Genomic DNA, 17,912 nt, shown 5'->3' on the forward strand with positions numbered 1-17,912 from the left:
GCACACGTCACCGAAGGACACCCATGGCTCGCCCCTACCGCCCCGGACCGAAGCAGTTCGTCTTCGCGGCCGATGACGACACCGACCTGACGGTCTCCGTGGGCGACGCTCAGGAGGCCTACGTGGCGTTCTCCGCGTTCTTCCGTGGCCGGGAGTCCGACGCCTACACCATCGAGGACGAGCAGTCGGGGCAGCGCCTGGTCCTCATGCCGAAGCAGGGGGTCGTCTCCCGGATCAAGGACGTGGGAACGGAGCAGACCCGGTCGGAGTACCTCCAGGTCGACCGGCCCAACCGTTACCTGCCGAGCGCGATGCTGTTCTTCGAGAACGGATACGCCGGCCTCGACCGGTTCGGCCAGTGGTTCGCCGACCTCGCCGACCTCGACGCGTCCCCGGAGACCCGCGGCACCGCCCGCGCCTCCACGTTCACGACGGAAGCCGCGGCGATCGAGGAAGTCGCGCGGATCTGGAGCGATTCCGGCTACGTGGACCCCGGCGATCAGTACTACGTCTTCTTCGACTCGCGCGACGCCGACGACGACCGAGCCGAACGCGCGGAGCTGCTGCGGTTGATCGGGTTCCTCGGTCTCGAACGGGTCGACGCTCCGGCCGGGGCCGCCGGGGGCGAAGTCTGGGTGCGCACCGACCCGCGCCTTGAGAGGGAGTGCGCACGGTGGTCGTGAGGGGTCGGGGCGGCCGGATGCCGGAGCCTCCGCGCCGTGCTGCCGGCCGGCGGCGCCTGAGCGAAGACGGAGTGAACCGGTGAGGGACGTCGTCTTCACGCGCGCGAGCGGGTGGATCCCGAACGTGATCCGCGAGGACGGCGCGCTGAAGCTGATGCTCGGTGCCGGGGCGGACGCCAACCACGAGCCGCGCACGTTCACCTTCCCGATCGGCGAGGCCCATCTCGCCGTGATCCAGGAGGACCTCGCCCGGCACCTGCTGTTGTGGGCCGCGGTCCTGCCGCTGTGCGACGCCGCCGGAACCCGGGGCCGGCTGGACGAGGACGCTGCCGTCGCCCTCCTGGAACCCATCCTTCTCGCCGCGCCCCCGGAGGTCGACGCGCTCTTCCGGCGCATCCGGTGGGACCGAAGCCGGCTCGTCGCCCACGGGGCCGACATCGGTCTGCTGGAGCGCGGTCACGTGTGCACGGCGATGCGCGCGGCGACGGAGACGGCGAACGAGAAGCGAGCCCAGAAGTATCACGCGAACCGCCGTCGGGCCGAGCGCGGAACCGTGCTCGGTCCACTCGACGCCGCGCTCCTGAAGTACACGGGCCGGTACCTGCACGGCGGGACGGTCCCGAAGCGGATGCCCGGCGCCGTCGATCCCGCGCTGCTGCCCCAGGTCATGCGGGTGATCGCCACCGCGGAGCAGGCGTGCGCCGGGATGCGGATCGCTCGCGACCCGCGACGGGGCAGACGCGCCACCGACAAGGGCGACTGGGCTCGGATGGAGGCGGCGGTCGAAGCGGCCGTGCGCCGGGCGCATCCTCGTCTCGTCGACGACGCGGTGCGTACCGTGAGCTTCCTGATGTGCTCGGAGACTGCGGACCGTGCCGGGAACGGCCCCGTGGAGACCGAGGAGGAGGCCGCCGAACACGGTGCCGAATCCGGTGGAGGTGCGGGGAGGACGCTCCTGTCCTTCACCGACGACAAGGACGTCGAGAAGAAGTGGCTACGGGACGGCGGCCGCACCGCCTCCGCGGAGTTCTGGGAGTTCGTCGGCGATCGCTCCGCCGCGGACAACGAGGTGTTCACCATCGAGGACGAGGAGAGGGGCGAAGGGATCCAGCTCCACTTCTACGCCGACTCCATGGCCCGGATCATGACGCTGCGCAAGGATCGGGGCGGCTCCGACCCGGAGTACCGGGTCGAGTACCGCCTGGTCGACGGGATGGGCGACTACCGGAACCTGGTGAGCGTCTTCGTCCGCGGCGGCTACGCGGCGCTCGACCGGCACGGCCCGTGGATCGCGGACGTCGCCGAGTTCGAGCGCGCGCGCCGGCGGCGCAGGGCCCGGTAGACAGCCGCGCGGACCACGGGCGGCCCGGAAGGATCCCGCCCGCACTCCCCCGCCGGACGACGACGCCGGTCAGGCGGACGGCGGGGGCAGGCGGAGCCGGGCGGCGAGGAACTTCGGAGCCATACCGCGATAGCTGTCGGTGATCAGTTCGTCCAGCTCGGTCCAGTCGGTGTGCTCACCGAGAACGGCGAGGACGACGTTCGCGCCCCAGTCGGCACGGAAGAACGGGAACCCGGGCGCGGTCAGGCCGAGCAGGTCGTCCGCGGGCACCCGGAACGTCACCACGACCGGTTCCCGCCCCGCGGTCGCGTACGGGGCGTACCTCGGGGAGCGGCCCACGTCCGGCGCGTAGACATGGGCGAACGTCCGCTGACGAATCCGCCAGCGCACACCGATCCACGCCGGCTCCTCGTAGGACTCGGGCAGCTGCCGACAGATCGAGCGGAGCTTGTTCAGGATCTCCGGCGGCACGTCTCCAGGACTGGACATGCACCGACCCTACCGACCCGCTGGTTCCGTAGGGCGGCCGACGTCGTGGGCTCGACCGCGGCCCGACCTCCGACCGGTAGCCTCCGGGCCTGTTCTCCGTCCGCCGATCCGTGGCGGCGTCGAACGCCGAGGAGAGGAGGAGGACGCGGTGGGTGGTCGTTGCCCTGGGACGGCGGAGGAGGTCGGGGGCACGCCCGAGCCCGGACGGCGGTACACGCCCGCCGCCACCAGCACCGAGCTGTTCCTGACGGAGTGCCTGGTGACGGTGGGGGCTGCTGCGCCGTGCGCAAGGTGAGCCGTGGCTTCGGTGAGGTGTTCCGTTCCCTGCGCGTACGGGACTTCCGGTTGTTCGTGCTCGGCCAGATCGTGTCGGTGGCCGGCACGTGGATGATGGTGGTCGCACAGGACTGGCTCGTGCTCGGCCTGACAGGCGGCTCGGCAACCGCGCTGGGCACGGTGACGGCGCTGCAGTTCGCGCCGCTGATGCTGCTCACGCTGTACGGAGGGCGTCTCGCGGATCGCCATGACAAGCGGGCGCTGCTCACGGTCGCGAACGTGGTGTCGTTCGCGCTCGCCCTGATGCTGGCGGTCCTGGTCCTCGCGGGCGGCGTCCGGCTGTGGCACGTCTACGTGTTCGCCTGCGCTCTGGGGGTCGTGAACTCGGTCGAGGTGCCGGCGCGGATGGCCTTCGTCGGGGAGCTCGTGGGATCGGAGTTGCTCCCCAACGCCTCGGCGCTCAGCGCCGCGTACTTCAATGTCGCCCGCGTCGTGGGCCCCGCCCTGTCCGGGCTGTTCATCTCGGTCGCCGGAGTCGGCTGGGTGATGGCGGTCAACGCGGCGAGCTACGCGGCCACCCTCGTGGCCCTCCGCATGATGAGCGGGAGTACCGGGCCGGCACGGCGGCGCGGCGACCGGGTGCGGGTGAGGGACGGCCTGAAGGCGGCAGGGCGTCTCGATCTGAAGGTGTCGCTGGTACTGGTGGCGGTCGTGGCCCTCTTCGGACTCAACTTCCAGTTGACGCTCCCGCTCCTGGCCTCCCAGGTCCACCACGCCGGCGCGTCCACGTTCGGCGTGGTCACCGCCGTCTTCGCGGCGGGATCGCTGGTCGCGGCGATGATGACGACGCTGCGCAGGGGCCGCCCGTCGGCGCGGCTCGTGACGGGCGCGGCCGTCGCCTTCGGCCTGCTGGAGTGCGCCGTGGGCACGGTGTCCTCGTACGGCCCGTCCATGGTGCTGCTGTTCCTCACCGGCGGGATGTCCATCTTCTTCGCCCAGGCGGCCAACCACCGTATCCAACTGGGCGTTCCCCCCGAGCTCCGCGGCCGGGTCCTCGCGCTCTACACGCTGATCCTCCAGGGATCGACCCCCTTGGGCGCCCTGCTGGTCGGCACCATCGCGGAGGGCTGGGGAGTGCGCTGGGGATTCCTCATCGGCGGCGTCATCTCGCTGGTCGCGGGACTGGTGGCGCACGCGGTGGAGCACCACCGGAAGGTCACGACCGCACCAGCCGACACGGGGGCGCCGGAGCCGTCCGGGCAGCGCATAAGGCCCTGAGCCTCCCTGAGACTTCGGCCTGCCCCGGCGGGGCGTCAGGGGCGTTCGTAGCGCGGCCGGTCCGGCTCGGGTACATCCCCGCCCAGACCCTGCCCGGCTCCTCCAGTGGAACCCTCCAGTGCACGATCACCGGCTGATCCCGTGAACGCCTGTCTGCGCGCCCGGGGCGGCGCCACCCCCACCCGGCGGCCCTGATTCCCCCTCCTGGGGAACCCGCTCGCCGGGGACCTCCTCCTCGCGTGCTTCCTCCTCGCGGGCCTCGCGCTCGCACGCGCGCCAGGCGCGCAGGCAGCACCGGCCCCCGTCTCCTCCTCCGCTCCGCCCGCCTCCCCCACGGACCCGACGTTCGGCGTGCGGGCCGTCTCCACGGTCTGACGACACCGACCGGCGGACACTTCGGATACGCGCTGAAGGCCGGCGCCCTGATCGAGGATTCCTCGGTCATCTCCAACGAGACGACAAGCCCCGGACCTTCCACGTCTACGGGGCCGACTTCACCCACGCGGCCGGGGGCGGCCTCGCACCCCACCCCGCCCGGTGACTATCTCGGCAGCCTGGTCACCGCGCTGCGCACGCCCGCGGTCAGCGGCGGGGTGAACACCGAGACCCGCCTCGCCCGCCTCGTCGAACTCACCGTCCCCGGCACCGCCGACCTCCAGCTCACCCTCACCGGCCGGGTGCACCACCCTGCGGGTGGCGGCGAGGAGTTCACCGTGACCGTACGCAACACGGGCAACGTCCTCTCCACCCTCACCGGACGGCTGAACATCACCGGCGGCGGCGCCCCTCGCGCCGTCCCGCTCACCCCCACGGGGATCTACGAGGTCCCCGGCGGCAGCACGGTCCTCACCGGCCGCCTGCCGGAGATTCCGGCCCTCGGCCGCCTGGCGGTCGCCGCCCAGGTGACCGCCACGGTTCCCGACGGCGCGGTCAGGACCGTCGCCAGCAACACGGGCCGGCTGTCCTTCTTCCCGTGGGTCACCGCCCTGCTCACCACGGCCGTTGTCCTCGCCCTGGCCGTGGCCCTCGTCCTCACCCGGGAGCGACGACGTGCCTGGCTGCGGCGCCGAGCGGAGGAACGGACCGCGCTGCGCGCACGACGCCGGGAACGGCGGCAGAAGCCACGGGCGGGAAGCGCGGGAGCCGACGTTTCCCCCGGGACGCAGGACGCGGTCACGCGCCCCGGCCTGCCTGTCCGCCCCGACGGGAGACCGGGGCGGACGGCGGACACGTGCCGTCAGGAGACGGTGATGAACCGGGCGGTGCTCGGCACCCCCTGGGCGTTCAAGGCGAAGAGCATGTAGGTGCCGGGCAGGACCACGCCCTTGTCGGCCGGCAGGGAGACCGCGTACGTGCCGGTCCCCGTGGCGGTGGAGACCAGCGGGACCCGCCGCTGGTCGTTGTCCGTGGAGTGGGTCGCAGCCGCGGCCCGCATCAGCACGAAGGAGGCCACCGGCCCCTGGGTGGTGACGGTGAGGGAGCCGCCGGCCGCGGCGCGGGGCGGCACGCCGCCCGTGATGACGGGACGCGGCTTGGGTGAGCCGTCCGCGTTGAGCAGGTACGGCGGCGTGAACACGGCGCCGTCGGAGTGGTTGGTGGCGCAGTCCCCGCAGAGGCCGCCTCCGCCGGAGAAGATCCGGCCGTCGGGCAGCAGGTTCGCCACGCTGTGGTAATTGCGCGGGACGGCCATGCTGGCGAGCGGGGTGAAGGTTCCGGTCGCCGGGTCCCACAGCTCGGGGGTCAGCACGGAGGTGGCGTCGCTGAACGGCACGGGGTAGGACTGGCCGCCGAACACGGCGACCTTGCCGTCGGGCAGGACGACGCTGTTGCCGAAGGCACGGGCGTGGCCCATGTCGCCGGTGCGCGCGGCCTGGACGCGGTCGCCGTCGACGTTCACGGTGTAGGCGCGCCGGGTGGCGGGCGTGTTCTCGTACGCGGGCGAGCCGCCCAGGGTGAGCAGCTTTCCGATGTCGTAGGCGACGGCGTTGCCGGTCATGGCGTCCTGGCTGTCGGCCCGGGTGCCGGCGGAGGTGATGCCGCCGTTCCCGTCGGTCGTGATCCAGTTCATCTGCTTGCTCGGGCCCAGCTGGAGCACCTTTCCGCCCGAGGTCGCGTACATCCACATGTGGTTGTCGGCGCGGTAGGGGCCGCGGGGGTCGGCCGTCAGCGCGGGCGCGGCGGGGACGCCGGGGAGCTTGCGCCAGGTGCCGGTGGCGGGGGACCACACCTCGCCGGCCTTGTCGCCCGTGGCACCGCTCCAGGAACCGCCGAGGACGAACGCCTCACCGGTGGAGAGCAGGGTCATGGACTGGTAGCCGCGGGCGATGTTCATGCCGGCGGTCGACGACCAGGAGTCGGTGGCGGGGTCGTAGATGCTCGCCTTGTCCGCGTTGCTCCCGCCGGTGACCAGGACCCGGCCGTCGGCGAGCATCGCTATGCCCGGACAGAACATGTCGTGGCCGGTGTTGTCGATGCGGCGCTGGGTGACCTTGCCGGTCTTCAGGTCCATGATGGCCGTCTGGGTGTAGCCGCTGCTGCCGCCGAACCGGTCGAGCGCGTACGCCGACCAGGCGAGGAGCTTGTCGCCGGGCAGGACGGCGGTGGCCACCGGCACCAGGGGGAAGCCCGTGATCCGGTCCCAGGATCCGTGGGTGGCCGGGTCGGCGGGTCCGCTCAGGCGTATCTCGGCGGCCGACGCCCACGGCCCGCGGTTCCCGGCCTCGCCGGTCACGGTCAGGCGCACGTAGCGGGCGTTCGCGGTGCGGGTGAAGGTGGCGGTCTTGAGGGTGTCGTCGTCGCGCCAGGTGCCCTTGGCGACGGGTGTCCCGAAGGTGGTGCCGTCGGTGCTGGTGGTGATGGTGTACGCGCCCACGCGGCCGTTGATGCCGACCTGGCGGGGCTGGTAGACCAGGGCGGACACGGCGGCGGTCCGGTGCATGTCGACGGTGAGGGTGTGCGGCATCGGGGCCGTGGTCCCTGAGTACCTGCTGTGCCAGAGGGTGGCCGCGTCGCCGTCGAGGACGTTGGCCGCGCGCCCGTTCTCCCTGACGGTCTCCTCGTCGCCGGCGACGGCGGTCCATCCCGTCCGCGGCAGGTCGACCGTCGCGGCCGGGGTCCCGGGGTCGCCGAGCAGGTTGAGCTCCGCGGCGGAGGTCCAGGGACCGCGCCGACCCGCCTCGGAGACGGCGGTGAACCGGACGAACCGGGCGCCCTGCGGGGCGAAGGCGAGGGTCTTGGCACTGCCGTCGTCCGCGAGGGTGCCGGTGGCGACCGGACTCCCCCAGGCCCGCCCGTCAGTGCTCACGCTGATGCTGTACTCGCCGACGCGTCCGTTCACCCCGACGGCACGGGGCTGGTAGACGAGCGCCGAGACCACCGTGGTGCGGTGCATGTCGACCGTGATCGTGTGCGGCAGCGGGGCCGTGGTCCCTGAGTACCTGCTGTGCCAGAGGGTGGCCGCGTCGCCGTCGAGGACGTTGGCCGCGCGCCCGTTCTCCCTGACGGTCTCCTCGTCGCTCGCGACGGCGGTCCATCCGGTCCGGTCGAGCACAGGAGCCATCGGCTCCATGGCGTTCGCCGGGGCCACCCCGTGGTGCGGCGACTGCTTCGCCGGCTGCTGTTCCAAGGGGCCCGGCGTCGGCCGTGGCGTGGCCGTACGGCCGCCCGGCACGGTGCTCGCCACTCCGAGCCAGGGGGTGAAACCGACGAGCAGCGAGCCGAGGGCGAGGGCGATGAGCAGAGGGGAACGGCGCAATGCTCCGGCAACCGCTCTGAGACGTCTGGCCTGCAATCGGACCTCCTGGGCGAACCGTGAACCGCGGGCTCCCCGAACATAGGCCAGAACAGTGCAACTCAACCATGGAAAACAGGAGTTGTCCGACTCGAACCGCTCCGGCCGGACCTGTCGAATCAGGCTCCCTGGCCGCCCGCCCCGCCGGCGCAGAGCGGCCGGATCTCCTCCAGCACGTCCGGGTAGTGCTCTCCGCACGCGTGCAGGGCGTGCCACACCGCGTCCAGGGCCGCCTTGAGCGGGTCGGGATCGGCGGCGGCGAGCACGGCCGGCAGGGCGAAGTGAGGCTGCGAGATCGGTCCGGGGACGTACGGCGTACGAGCGGGGTGCGTGAGCTCCATGTCGATGAACGGGGCGGCGACACGCCTGACACCTGCGGCCGCTGCCCCGAGTTTGTCGTCGGGCGCGACCGGTCGGGGGCCGTCCGGCAGGCGGCCGAGCCGGTAGTGCTTCGCTCCGTCGTCTCCCGGCTCCTCGGCCAGGACCCATGCCCATCCGGCGGGCGCCGGGGGAAAGTAGGGCGGGCGCTCCGGGGGCATGGCACCCCGCACCGTCGGCCCCTGCGGGAGACGGGTGGAGCGCAGGGTCTCCCACATACGGGCTTCGTCATCGAACGGCGGCGGAAGCCGATCTCCGTCCACCAGCGCGGCAAGCGCCCCGGCCACCCACGGCACAGCGGCCAGACCGGCCGCCTCGCACGCCCGGCGCGCGGCCAGCAGCGCCACCGAACGCTGCACCCCGGCTTCGGTGTCACCGAGCGCGTGCACCAGGTCGCTGTCGAAGTCGAGAAGTCCCAGGACGTTGCTCCCGTGCACACCGAGCAGCTTCTCGCTCGGCATCCTTCCGCCCCACTGCCACCTCTCGTAGTGCAGCCGCTCCTCCGCGGCCCGTTCCCCGTCCGCCATCGACCCGTGCACAGATCCCCCCCTCGTCGCCACGGCCTCTCAAGTCCCTGCCGGACGGGCCGCTCCACGTCACGCATCATCCCGGACACCAGTGACAGCGAACCGCCGGATCGTCGTCGCTGCTTCGCGCCGGATTCCGCCCGTCGCACGTGTGCGGTCGAGTCCGGCTGGACGGCGCCCCTGGGACCTTGCCCCCCCCCACGCTTGCCCCTGCGACCGCGACCGCGCCCACCGAGAAGGGCGCGGCGGAGTCTTGCGCGGCGGCGGCGTGAGGCAGTAGACACGAGAGGTGACTGAACAGTAGTTCAGTAGCGAGCGTGCCACAGCGGAGCACCCAGGGGCACGGAGGCGACTCCGCAGGATGCCCCGGCCGTAGGGCACGGTTCGGGTTGCCGTGGGTCACCACGGAGAACGGATCAGGCCATATCAATCCTTACCGCGCAGACGGGGCCGAATCATCGGGCGTCGCGTTACGCTCCCCCCCATGTCAAACATGAACATGCCAACTCCGGAGGCCCGCCTCGGGGTGCGCCCACGGTTCGCGGCGGGCTCGCCCGGGACCGCCGCCTTGCACAGCGCCCGACGATGGGGCCTCCTCCTCCTGCTCACCCTGGGCCTCCTCGCGACCCCTGCCCTCGCCGGTGCCGCGCCTCCACCCGCACCCACCCGCGCGTCGGCGTCGGCAGCGCAACCGAACAGCGCTGCCGTGGCACAGGCCAGGGCGCGCTGGGGCGACCGGCGGCTGGACGAGGTCACCTTCCTCGGCACGCACAACGCGTTCACCAACTACGAGGACTCGCGGTGGAGTTCGGTCTCCCAGTCCGAGTCGATACGTCACCAGCTCGACAACGGGGTGCGCGGCCTGAGCCTGGACACCCACTGGTACGAGCGCAGCACGTGGTTGTGCGTCATCAGCTTCGGCAGCGACTGCTACCCGAGCGACGTCTACCTCTGCCACGGGGACTGCAAGACCTTCGCCGGGGCCACGTACGCACTGCCACGGCAGACGTTCCACGGCACCGTGCAGACGGTGGTGGACTTCCTCAACGCCAACCCCCAGGAGGTCGTCACCCTCTTCCTGGAGGACTACGTCAGCGCCCAGCAGCTGGGGAACTCGCTGAGCCGGGTCCGCGGACTGGACCCGCTGCTCTTCCGGCCCGACGCGTGGAACGTCCGCGCACAGGGGTGGCCGAGGATGACCGACCTCGTCGGCTCCGGCAAGCGCCTGCTCGTCTTCAGCGACGCGCCCGACCGTGAGCAGCTGGGCGTCATGTACGACAAGGCCTGGACCGTCAGCAACTTCTGGAGCCTGGGCGACCTCGGCAACGACGTCTCCTGCGTCACCCGCTGGTCCGACGTACCCCTGGACCGCCAGGAGCCGGGATTCCGCCGGCTCTTCACCATGAGTCACCACCGCAACGTGCCCACGGTCATCAACTCCGCCCTCGACAACGGCACCAAACTCCGCGACCGCATCACCCAGCAGTGCCGCCCGGCGGCCGGCGGCCGAGACCCGAACTTCGTCTCCGTCGACTTCCACCGGATCTCCGACAGCAGCGGTCACACACCGGCCTCCATCGTCGCGGAACTGAACGCCCGCAACTGACGCCCCGTCCTCATCGCCACCACGGCCCGCCCGCCCCAGCTCACGCCGGGCGGGCCAAGCCGGTCGCCATCAACCGATGAAGGTACGCGGCTCCACGCTCACGAGACCTAGGACGACCGCGACCACAGCAGGCGCTGTACCTGGACCGAGCCCGCGAGCCAGTGCTGGGGCCGCCGAAGGGGCATGATGGCCACATGGACGACCTGATCGCGTTCCTCCGCGCCCGCCTCGCCGAGGACGAGCAGACCGCCCGCGCGGCCAAGCCGGGCCCCTGGCACACGGACGGCGGCGGCGACGTCTACGCCACCCACCCGACCGACATCGTCGCGGCTCCCACCGACAGCGCCGATCACATCGCCCGCCACGACCCCGCGCGCGTGCTGGCCGAGGTCTACTCCAAACGTCAGCTGCTCGACACCTCCGCTGCCGCCTGCGCACCCACCTGTGCCGGCCTCGGCAAGCACTCCTTCGACAGAACCTGCGCGCTGCGATGGATGGGGCCTGTCGAGGAGACCGACGGAGTCCAGTGGGTGCGCGACGACACCGGAGCCCGATTCGCAGCCCCGCCGGTGACACCTGCATGGGTCCTCCGGATGCTCACCCTGCCCTATGCCCGTCACCCGGACTACCGCGCCGCTTGGCAGTCCTAGGGGTGTCCGCAAGGCCAGTCGGGGAGCCGAAGCCCTCCGGCTCCCCGTAGGAGCCCGCCGTCGGGCCGTCACACGATGCGGTGGCCGGCCGACAGCCGGTGGGCATGCACCCCGGCCCCACCTCCGCAACGCGTCAACGGGTCACAGGCCGGCGACGTCCCTGACTTTCTTGACTGCCGAATCCAGCGCGTCCACGACGGCGTTGCGCTTTCTGGCGGTTGCCGCCCGGTCGGCCGGCACCAGCCGCTCCGCGGTCTGTACGGCGTAGGCGTCCGGGTCGCCGAAGGCAGTCCGAGGGTGCTCGCCCGTATCCGCGCAATGGATCGTGACCTCCTTGACCGCCTGGAGTACGACCGGCCGGTCCACGCCCGGCTGCATGGCCAGTCGCACCTGGAAACGCGCCATCCACCGATCGCGGTCCTTCTCCCCCGCCGCGTCCGTCTTCGGGTCCTTCTCCGTCATGTGCTCTCCCGGCGATCGGCGACCATCCCTCGCCAAGAGGGACGCCGGGTGAGCGGAGGGGGTTGCGATGGCGCGCGTCCGATGGGGCCCAAGGGGTGGCCGAGCACGCAGTCATGTTCACGAACCACCGCCGCACCCCGGTCCTCGCAGCCCGCCCGGCCGGGTTCCCGGGCGAAGGGTGCGGCGGGTACGCCCGTCAGCCGCCCGAGGAGAGGCGATGCTCCAAGGCTCGCGGCAGCGGGTAGACGCGCTCCGCGGGGAGCAGCCGCTGGGCTTGCGCGGCGTGCCCGGACCGGGTCAGGTCGGCGGCCTTGCGGACCTGCGGAGTCAGGTCGGTCAGACGGACGATCCAGTCGTCGGTGAACGTACGCGTCAGATGACGGCTGATGCCGACCTGGATGCTGTAGTGGTTGAGCGCCGCGCCGCGTGACGTGCGCTCCGGGTCCCACTGGACGTGGACGGCCGCCTCGGCGACGGCCGCCGGGTGGGCCGTGGTGAGGACGGCCCGGGAGAGCGCGTCCTCGAAGCCCTCCCTCGTCATGCGCACCGCGAGGACGCGTTCCTGACCCGGTTTGCGGCCCCAGTTGCTCCGGTGCATGAGCCACAGGAACGACGGCTTGATCCACGTCATCCGGTGGAAGGAGAACGGCGCGACGAACCGGCCCGCGCGCAGCGCCGCGTCGGCGATGGCAGGCGGGTACGCCTGGTAGACCACGATCGTGTGAGCATCGTAGTCGGCACGGATCTGGTACGGGGGCGCCATGCGCAGGACCCTGCCATCCGGTGCCGGGGTCCCGCGAACCGTTTTCGAGCCCTGGGGCGAGGCGGGACGGTGCGCCGTGGTGCGGCGACTACCGCGCGACGCCGAGGAATCCGCCCTCTCCGGGCACGCTGGGGCCGACCCGATTCCTTCCGCCTCCAGAGCGGTCGGGGCATGTCGTCCTGTTCGTCCGACTGTTCGCCCGGGCGCCATTGGCTCGACAAATGACGGCGGCCTCGGCGTAGTTGACGCGCGTCGACCGGGCCGTCAGTCTCGGGGGGACCCGTACCCCTGGGTCACCTCGGACTCGTGAGGCCATGGAGGATTGATGTCCCGACACCGCTCGCGTTCCCTGCCCCTACGCCTGCTTCTCTCGTTTGTCATGATCATGGCTGCCTCGGTGGGCGGTGTGGTCGCCACCGCCGGCACCGCGCAGGCCGACGGCTGCTACACCTGGTCGCGCACCCTCTCCCAAGGCGCCTCCGGCGCCGACGTCACCGCGCTGCAGATCCGTGTGGCCGGATACCCCGGCTACGGTGGCGTGCTGGCGATCGACGGCGCCTACGGCCCCGGAACGGCAGCCGCCGTCAAGCGCTTCCAGGCCGCCTACGGGCTCGCCGCCGACGGTGTCGCCGGCCCGGCGACCTTCAGCAAGATCTACGCCCTCCAGGACGACGACTGCACTCCCCTCCACTTCTCCTACGCCGAACTGAACACCTGCAACTCCACCTGGGCAGGCGGCGCCGTCAGCGCGGCCACCGCCAAATCCAACGCCCTGCGCACGATGTGGAAGCTCGAAGCCCTGCGTCACGCCCTCGGCGACCAGAGCATCCGCGTCACCAGCGGCTTCCGCAGCCAGGCATGCAACAACGCGGTCGGCGGTGCCGCCTCCAGCCGCCACCTCTACGGTGACGCGGCCGACCTGGGCTCCGGGCCCCACTCACTCTGCCGACTGGCCCAGCAGGCCCGCAACCACGGCTTCAACGGGATCCTCGGCCCGGGCTACCCCGGACACAGCGACCACACCCACGTCGACCACCGCAGCGCCCGCTTCTGGTCGGCCTCCGGCTGCGGCATCTGAGGACACGGCGGGCCCTCCCGCTCGCGAGGGGTGGCTGCCCAGCCGGTCCGCGCCCGTGCCGGAGGCGTCTGACATCTCGCCCTGCGGCGGACTCCCCCAGCAGGGGGCGACGGGGCTGCGAGGCGGGGTGGCAGGATGACACGGTGTGGGACTCTCTGCGTGAACCGTGGCTGCGTGGCATCGCCTTCAATCCGGCGGCACCCGCCGAGGTACTCCTCCGCCTGCTGGAGGGAACGGCTCGTGCGGCCGGCCTGCTGATGTGCGAGGGCCGCGACCTGCCCGACGCCGCCCTGGACGCGGCCCTGCGTCATCCGGACCGCAGCGTCCGCCGTTCGCTCGCACGCAACCGGCACGTCGACCCGGCGCGGCTCGCCCCCTTGGCGTCGGACCCGGCGGGAAGCGTCCGCGGGTGGCTCGCGGGCGGCCTCCGTGACTTCCCCCGCCGGGTCCGGCCGCTGCCGGACGACATCCTCGTCACCCTGCTGACCGCCCAGGACGGAGGCGAGGACGGCAAGGTCACCGCGAGGGAGATCATCGCGGAGCTCGACTCGTCCCGGCAGATCCCGCTCTCCTTCTTCCGCTCCATGGCCGACCACGAGCGCCCCGAACTCCGGACCGTCGCCACCTGGAGGTGGCACTCACTCACCCCGGGGCAACGGGCCACACTGCTCGCGGACCCTGACGCCACCGTCCGGGAATCGGCGTGGGACCGGAACTGGAGGCTGGACCCTGACCGCGTGGAGGCGGCGCTGCCGACCTACGGTTCACCCGAAGCGCTGCTCGACAGCTGCGCCCTGTCCCCCGCGCTCGTCGAGCAGTGCTTCGCCGCCGGCTCGGTCCGCCCCCTCACCCGCAACGAGCACACCCCGGCCTCCGCCGTCGCCCGGCTCGCCCGCCATCCCGAAGCGGACATCCGTGCGTTGATCGCCGCCCGGCCCGATCTGGGGCCGGACCTGGTCGCGGAGCTGAGGGAGGACGCGGACGAGGACGTGCGGAGGTCCGCCCGACTCCACCCCTTCCCCCGCACCTGGGCCGAGTACCGGGCGATCCGGTGGGTCATCGGGCACGGTGCCGACTGCTCGTGCCCCCTCACCGAGCCTTTTCTCGAGTCGCGTACGCACCCGGCCATAGGGCCGTCGCCCGACTGGTTCGCCCGCTGCGCGGTCTCCGAGGAACCGGTCCTCCGCCGGGTCGCGGCGAGCTGGCCGGGGCTGCCGGCGGAACTCGTCGAGGAGCTCGCGCGGGACGACGACGAGGAGGTGAGGATCCGGCTGGCCGGCCACCACCCGCTGGCTCCGCCCCACCTCCTCACGGAGGTCTTCGTCACCCGTCCCGCTCACCGCCCGCACCTTCTGGCTCTGCCCGCGTTCCCCCGTACCGGCTGGGCTCACCTCGTCTGCCACCCGGATCCCGAGGTACGGGCACTGGCCGCCGCCGATCCCGCCACGCCCCGTCCCCCGCTGGACGACCCCGACGCCTCGGTGCGCCGCGCGGCCGCGGTCAACCCCCACCTGTCACCGGAGATCCTGGAGGGCCTCCTGGCCGACCCTGGCATGGCCGAGGCCGCCGCAGCCAACCCGAGCCTCCCGGTGGCACGCATGCACGACCTGCTCGATCGCTGCCTGACGGACACCGGCACGCCGCCGACGGCCGGGGCCTCCCCGCGCTGAAGAGAAGTCCGTGCGGCGCGAAACTGCTGCGTGCATCACGCGAACGCCCCCTCGGAGGGGGTGGCGGGTGGGCGGGGTGGGCCGGATGAAGCATGCGGCGCTGCTGCCGCCCCCTCCCCTGGGGTCCCGTTCCGTCGGTTCAGGAATCGAGTACGGCGGCGACGGCTTCGACCTCCACGAGCTGGCCGTCGTAGCCGAGCACGGTCACGCCCAGCAAGGTGCTCGGCACGTCGTGGTCACCGAAGGCGTCTCGGACGACCCCCCACGCCTTCACCAGATCCTCCCGCCGGTGGGAGGCGACGAGAACGCGGGTGCTGATGACGTCGTGCAGGGACGCTCCCGCGTCCGCCAGAGCGGTCAGCATGTTCTCCACGGCCTTGGCCGCCTGCCCCGCGACGTCCCCGATCGCCGCGGTGGACCCGTCCTCGTTCAGGGGACATGCTCCGGCCAGGAAGATCAGCCGCGACTCGGCCGGGGCCGTGGCCGCGTAGGCGTACGGGGCGACATCGGACAGGGAGGCGGAACGGATCAGGGTGACAGCACGCGGCACGGGGTTCCTTTCGCAGAATTTCGGGGGCCTTGGCCATCAGGACCTTCTCAGAGGTCCACTCGGCGTACGACGCATTTTCGGGGCGCGGCGTCCGGTACTCCGTACCGCTCCCCACTCCCCTGCTGCCAGGCGCCGCTTCTCCGGCCGCTCCCCGATCCGGCCTGATCGACAAGACACCCCCTAGGCAGGCGCGACGGTCGCGTGCCAGCATGACGCGGTGACAAAGATCATCAAGGGGGGAAACCTGCCGGTCCCCGGGCAGGTGTGGCGCATCGCGGTCGTCCGGCGGGCCGCCGGCGACGGAGTGCCGCAGGTGGACGCATCGGCCCTCCTGCTCGACGCCACGGGCAGGGTCAGGGGAGACAGTGACCTCGTCTTCTACAACCAGCTGACCCACCCGTCGGGCGCCGTGCGCCACATCGGACAGGTGGGCGACGAGCAGCAACGCGTCGTCGACTGGCTGGAGGTCGACACGGCGCTCGTGGAACCCTCCGTCCACCGCATCGTCATCGGCGCCTCGACCGACACGGGGACGTTCGGCCAGGTGCCGGGCCTCCACATACGGACGATGAGCGCCAGTACCGGGGAGCAGCTGGCGCTGTACGAGGTCGACGACGCGAGCACCGAGACGGCTTTCGTGCTCGGCGAGTTCTACCGGCGCGACGGGGCCTGGAAGTTCCGCGCCGTGGGCCAGGGGTGGGACTCCGGCCTCGTCGGCCTGGCGGAGGATTTCGGCATCGAGGGCCGGGACCCCGACGAGACCACGCCCGAGGACGTACCCGCCCTCGAAGACGCGACCGCACCCGAAGAGGAGAAGGCGTCCGAGGGCGCCGCGCCGGAGGACATCCCCGAGGTGCTGCTGGCCAAGGTGCGGCAAGCCGAGGCCGCCGTCCCCGCGCGGGTGGTCGATCAGGACCCCGTGCGCACCGGCCCGGTGTCGGGCATGGCTGCCTTCGGCGAGGACTTCCCCGAATACGTCCGCAGCGGCAAGGGCAGCAAGAGCTTCACGGTCGACGTGACGATCCCGGCCGGCTACGTGCTGGTCGACTCCGCCCGCAGGGGCGACGGCTACTTCAGCGTGCACAGCAGGGACAAGCACGGCAAGGACGACGCCCTCCTCGCGAACACGACCCTGGAGGACTTCGAGGGCCGGGCCGTGCTGCACCACCACGGCCGGGGCCCCCTGCGCCTCCGCGTCAGTGCTGCGGACCGTGAGTGGACCATCGCCATCCGTCCGGTGAGCGTCGTGGAGGAACTCGGCCGGGGCGCGAAGGGCCGGGGCGCGGACGTGCTGCTCCACACCGGGCCCGCCGGCCGGCTGACCTCCCGGCTCCACACCTACAGCCACGCGTACTTCCACGTGCACGGCATCGAGCCGGACGGCCGCGACTGCCTGCTCGCCAATGTGGCGAGCAGGCGCCCCAAGGACACGAGGGAACTGCCCGAGGGTCCCTTGCTCGTCCAGGTCGCCAGCGCCGAGGGCGACTGGACCGTGGAGGTCCGCCCGCCGAAGGAGAGGGGCTCGGGCAGGTTCTGGCGGCGAGCCGCGTGCTAGGTGTCTTGCCGATCATGCCGGGCTCGCGGTGTCTGGCGCCGCGGCTCACGGTGGGGGTGATCGTCCTGTGACGCGGGAGCCGGGCTGTCGTCCCGCCATGGACCCGCTGACGTTCGACGACGAGGACCTGCATCTGCGCGTGGATCGGGGGGTGTTCGGGCTGTTCAGCACGGGGTGCTCCGAGCTCCGGGTACCGCTCCGGTGGCTTGGGGCCCTGGTGCACTTAAGGAAGCCCGACAAGTCCGGCCCGTTGTGCATCGGCTCCGTACGCACTCCGGACGCCGCACTGTACGGAACAGATCGTCCTGCCGTCTGGCACCTCACCTCGCCTGCCCGTCGCGTGCCGCCGGCCGACGAGCTGTCGTTCCGGGCGTACTTCACCGAGCCGGCCGCGCTCACCGACCGGCGAGTGGCCTGATGGGGCGTCTGCCGAGCCGGGAATCTTTCGGCGACGAAGACCGTGAGTGCCAGATCTACGTCGCCGCTCCCGGCCGGGATCGCTTGATGGAGAGGCTGGCAGCAACTCTGAACGTGCCGCTCGGACCGGGTCATGTGATCTCGTACGGATGCGTCGAGGCGGAGTGGGACCGCAACGACTACGAAGGCACGGGCGCCGACGCGGAATTTCTGGACTGGCACTCGCTCCTCGTCTGCCAGCCTCGTCGCGGCGCCTCGCCATCTGAGGTCGTCGCGGACACGGCAGCGGTTCTGGAAGCGGTCCGGGAGGCCGGCTACCGGGCCGTCCCCGTCTGCGACTACGAGGAGCTTCTGCCCAAGCCGGGCACCTGAGCTGCGGCGGCACCTCCGCCCGCCAC

General features: G+C 72.0%; 17 protein-coding genes. 11 read left to right on the forward strand and 6 right to left on the reverse strand.

Features of this window, described 5'->3' with window-relative positions; genetic code table 11:
• The first annotated feature begins 23 nt into the window (after positions 1 to 23).
• Both ACZ60W_RS00415 and ACZ60W_RS00420 read left to right on the forward strand, forming a co-directional pair.
• Positions 24 to 683 (forward strand): DUF6357 family protein, encoded by a 660-nt coding sequence (locus tag ACZ60W_RS00415; protein WP_469753093.1) that lies wholly within the window; start codon positions 24 to 26, stop codon positions 681 to 683.
• A 79-nt stretch (positions 684 to 762) separates the two neighbouring features.
• Positions 763 to 2,025: a DUF6357 family protein gene (locus ACZ60W_RS00420; protein WP_469753094.1), complete on the forward strand. Its 1,263-nt coding sequence runs from the start codon at positions 763 to 765 to the stop codon at positions 2,023 to 2,025.
• A gap of 69 nt (positions 2,026 to 2,094) precedes the next feature.
• On the opposite strand, the gene ACZ60W_RS00425 is transcribed toward ACZ60W_RS00420, so the two are convergent.
• Positions 2,095 to 2,514 (reverse strand): MmcQ/YjbR family DNA-binding protein, encoded by a 420-nt coding sequence (locus ACZ60W_RS00425; RefSeq protein WP_469753095.1) that lies wholly within the window; start codon positions 2,512 to 2,514, stop codon positions 2,095 to 2,097.
• 282 nt (positions 2,515 to 2,796) lie between these two features.
• On the opposite strand from ACZ60W_RS00425, the gene ACZ60W_RS00430 reads away from it, so the two are divergent.
• Positions 2,797 to 4,068: an MFS transporter gene (locus tag ACZ60W_RS00430; RefSeq protein ID WP_469753096.1), complete on the forward strand. Its 1,272-nt coding sequence runs from the start codon at positions 2,797 to 2,799 to the stop codon at positions 4,066 to 4,068.
• 593 nt (positions 4,069 to 4,661) lie between these two features.
• The gene (locus ACZ60W_RS00435; RefSeq protein ID WP_469753097.1) at positions 4,662 to 5,372 is read left to right on the forward strand and encodes a hypothetical protein; all 711 of its coding nucleotides are present in this window, start codon (positions 4,662 to 4,664) and stop codon (positions 5,370 to 5,372) included.
• Here ACZ60W_RS00435 and ACZ60W_RS00440 read toward each other — a convergent pair.
• Together ACZ60W_RS00440 and ACZ60W_RS00445 are read right to left on the reverse strand one after the other, a co-directional pair.
• Positions 5,306 to 7,822 carry a discoidin domain-containing protein gene (locus tag ACZ60W_RS00440; RefSeq protein ID WP_469753098.1) on the reverse strand — a complete coding sequence of 839 codons (2,517 nt, stop codon included), beginning with the start codon at positions 7,820 to 7,822 and terminating at the stop codon, positions 5,306 to 5,308. The two genes, ACZ60W_RS00435 and ACZ60W_RS00440, sit on opposite strands and share 67 nt — an antisense overlap.
• A gap of 155 nt (positions 7,823 to 7,977) precedes the next feature.
• Complete coding sequence (locus ACZ60W_RS00445; protein WP_469753099.1) at positions 7,978 to 8,763, reverse strand: hypothetical protein; 786 nt, start codon at positions 8,761 to 8,763, stop codon at positions 7,978 to 7,980.
• A 484-nt stretch (positions 8,764 to 9,247) separates the two neighbouring features.
• Between ACZ60W_RS00445 and ACZ60W_RS00450 the strand changes: the two genes are divergently transcribed.
• Together ACZ60W_RS00450 and ACZ60W_RS00455 are read left to right on the forward strand one after the other, a co-directional pair.
• Positions 9,248 to 10,369 (forward strand): PI-PLC domain-containing protein, encoded by a 1,122-nt coding sequence (locus tag ACZ60W_RS00450; protein WP_469753100.1) that lies wholly within the window; start codon positions 9,248 to 9,250, stop codon positions 10,367 to 10,369.
• A gap of 194 nt (positions 10,370 to 10,563) precedes the next feature.
• Entirely contained in the window at positions 10,564 to 11,019 is a 456-nt protein-coding gene (locus ACZ60W_RS00455) for a DUF6221 family protein (RefSeq protein ID WP_469753101.1), read from the forward strand.
• A gap of 141 nt (positions 11,020 to 11,160) precedes the next feature.
• Here ACZ60W_RS00455 and ACZ60W_RS00460 read toward each other — a convergent pair whose 3' ends face one another.
• Entirely contained in the window at positions 11,161 to 11,481 is a 321-nt protein-coding gene (locus ACZ60W_RS00460) for a hypothetical protein (protein WP_469753102.1), read from the reverse strand.
• A gap of 196 nt (positions 11,482 to 11,677) precedes the next feature.
• The gene (locus ACZ60W_RS00465; protein WP_469753103.1) at positions 11,678 to 12,244 is read right to left on the reverse strand and encodes a DUF4291 domain-containing protein; all 567 of its coding nucleotides are present in this window, start codon (positions 12,242 to 12,244) and stop codon (positions 11,678 to 11,680) included.
• 379 nt (positions 12,245 to 12,623) lie between these two features.
• On the opposite strand from ACZ60W_RS00465, the gene ACZ60W_RS00470 reads away from it, so the two are divergent.
• Both ACZ60W_RS00470 and ACZ60W_RS00475 read left to right on the forward strand, forming a co-directional pair.
• Positions 12,624 to 13,322 carry a D-Ala-D-Ala carboxypeptidase family metallohydrolase gene (locus ACZ60W_RS00470; protein ID WP_469753104.1) on the forward strand — a complete coding sequence of 233 codons (699 nt, stop codon included), beginning with the start codon at positions 12,624 to 12,626 and terminating at the stop codon, positions 13,320 to 13,322.
• Between the two features lie 143 nt (positions 13,323 to 13,465).
• Complete coding sequence (locus ACZ60W_RS00475; RefSeq protein ID WP_469753105.1) at positions 13,466 to 14,992, forward strand: hypothetical protein; 1,527 nt, start codon at positions 13,466 to 13,468, stop codon at positions 14,990 to 14,992.
• Between the two features lie 139 nt (positions 14,993 to 15,131).
• On the opposite strand, the gene ACZ60W_RS00480 is transcribed toward ACZ60W_RS00475, so the two are convergent.
• Positions 15,132 to 15,542 carry a RidA family protein gene (locus ACZ60W_RS00480; protein WP_469753106.1) on the reverse strand — a complete coding sequence of 137 codons (411 nt, stop codon included), beginning with the start codon at positions 15,540 to 15,542 and terminating at the stop codon, positions 15,132 to 15,134.
• Between the two features lie 217 nt (positions 15,543 to 15,759).
• On the opposite strand from ACZ60W_RS00480, the gene ACZ60W_RS00485 reads away from it, so the two are divergent.
• The 3 genes from ACZ60W_RS00485 to ACZ60W_RS00495 all read left to right on the forward strand — a co-directional run bounded on the left by ACZ60W_RS00485 (position 15,760) and on the right by ACZ60W_RS00495 (position 17,886).
• On the forward strand, positions 15,760 to 17,097 hold the full coding sequence (locus tag ACZ60W_RS00485; RefSeq protein ID WP_469753107.1) for a TerD family protein: 1,338 nt from the start codon (positions 15,760 to 15,762) through the stop codon (positions 17,095 to 17,097).
• A gap of 97 nt (positions 17,098 to 17,194) precedes the next feature.
• Complete coding sequence (locus tag ACZ60W_RS00490; protein WP_469753108.1) at positions 17,195 to 17,515, forward strand: hypothetical protein; 321 nt, start codon at positions 17,195 to 17,197, stop codon at positions 17,513 to 17,515.
• Positions 17,516 to 17,601: 86 nt separating this feature from the next.
• Complete coding sequence (locus ACZ60W_RS00495; protein WP_469753109.1) at positions 17,602 to 17,886, forward strand: hypothetical protein; 285 nt, start codon at positions 17,602 to 17,604, stop codon at positions 17,884 to 17,886.
• Positions 17,887 to 17,912 lie beyond the last annotated feature (26 nt).

Source organism: Streptomyces sp. NPDC104202 (genome assembly GCF_055584185.1).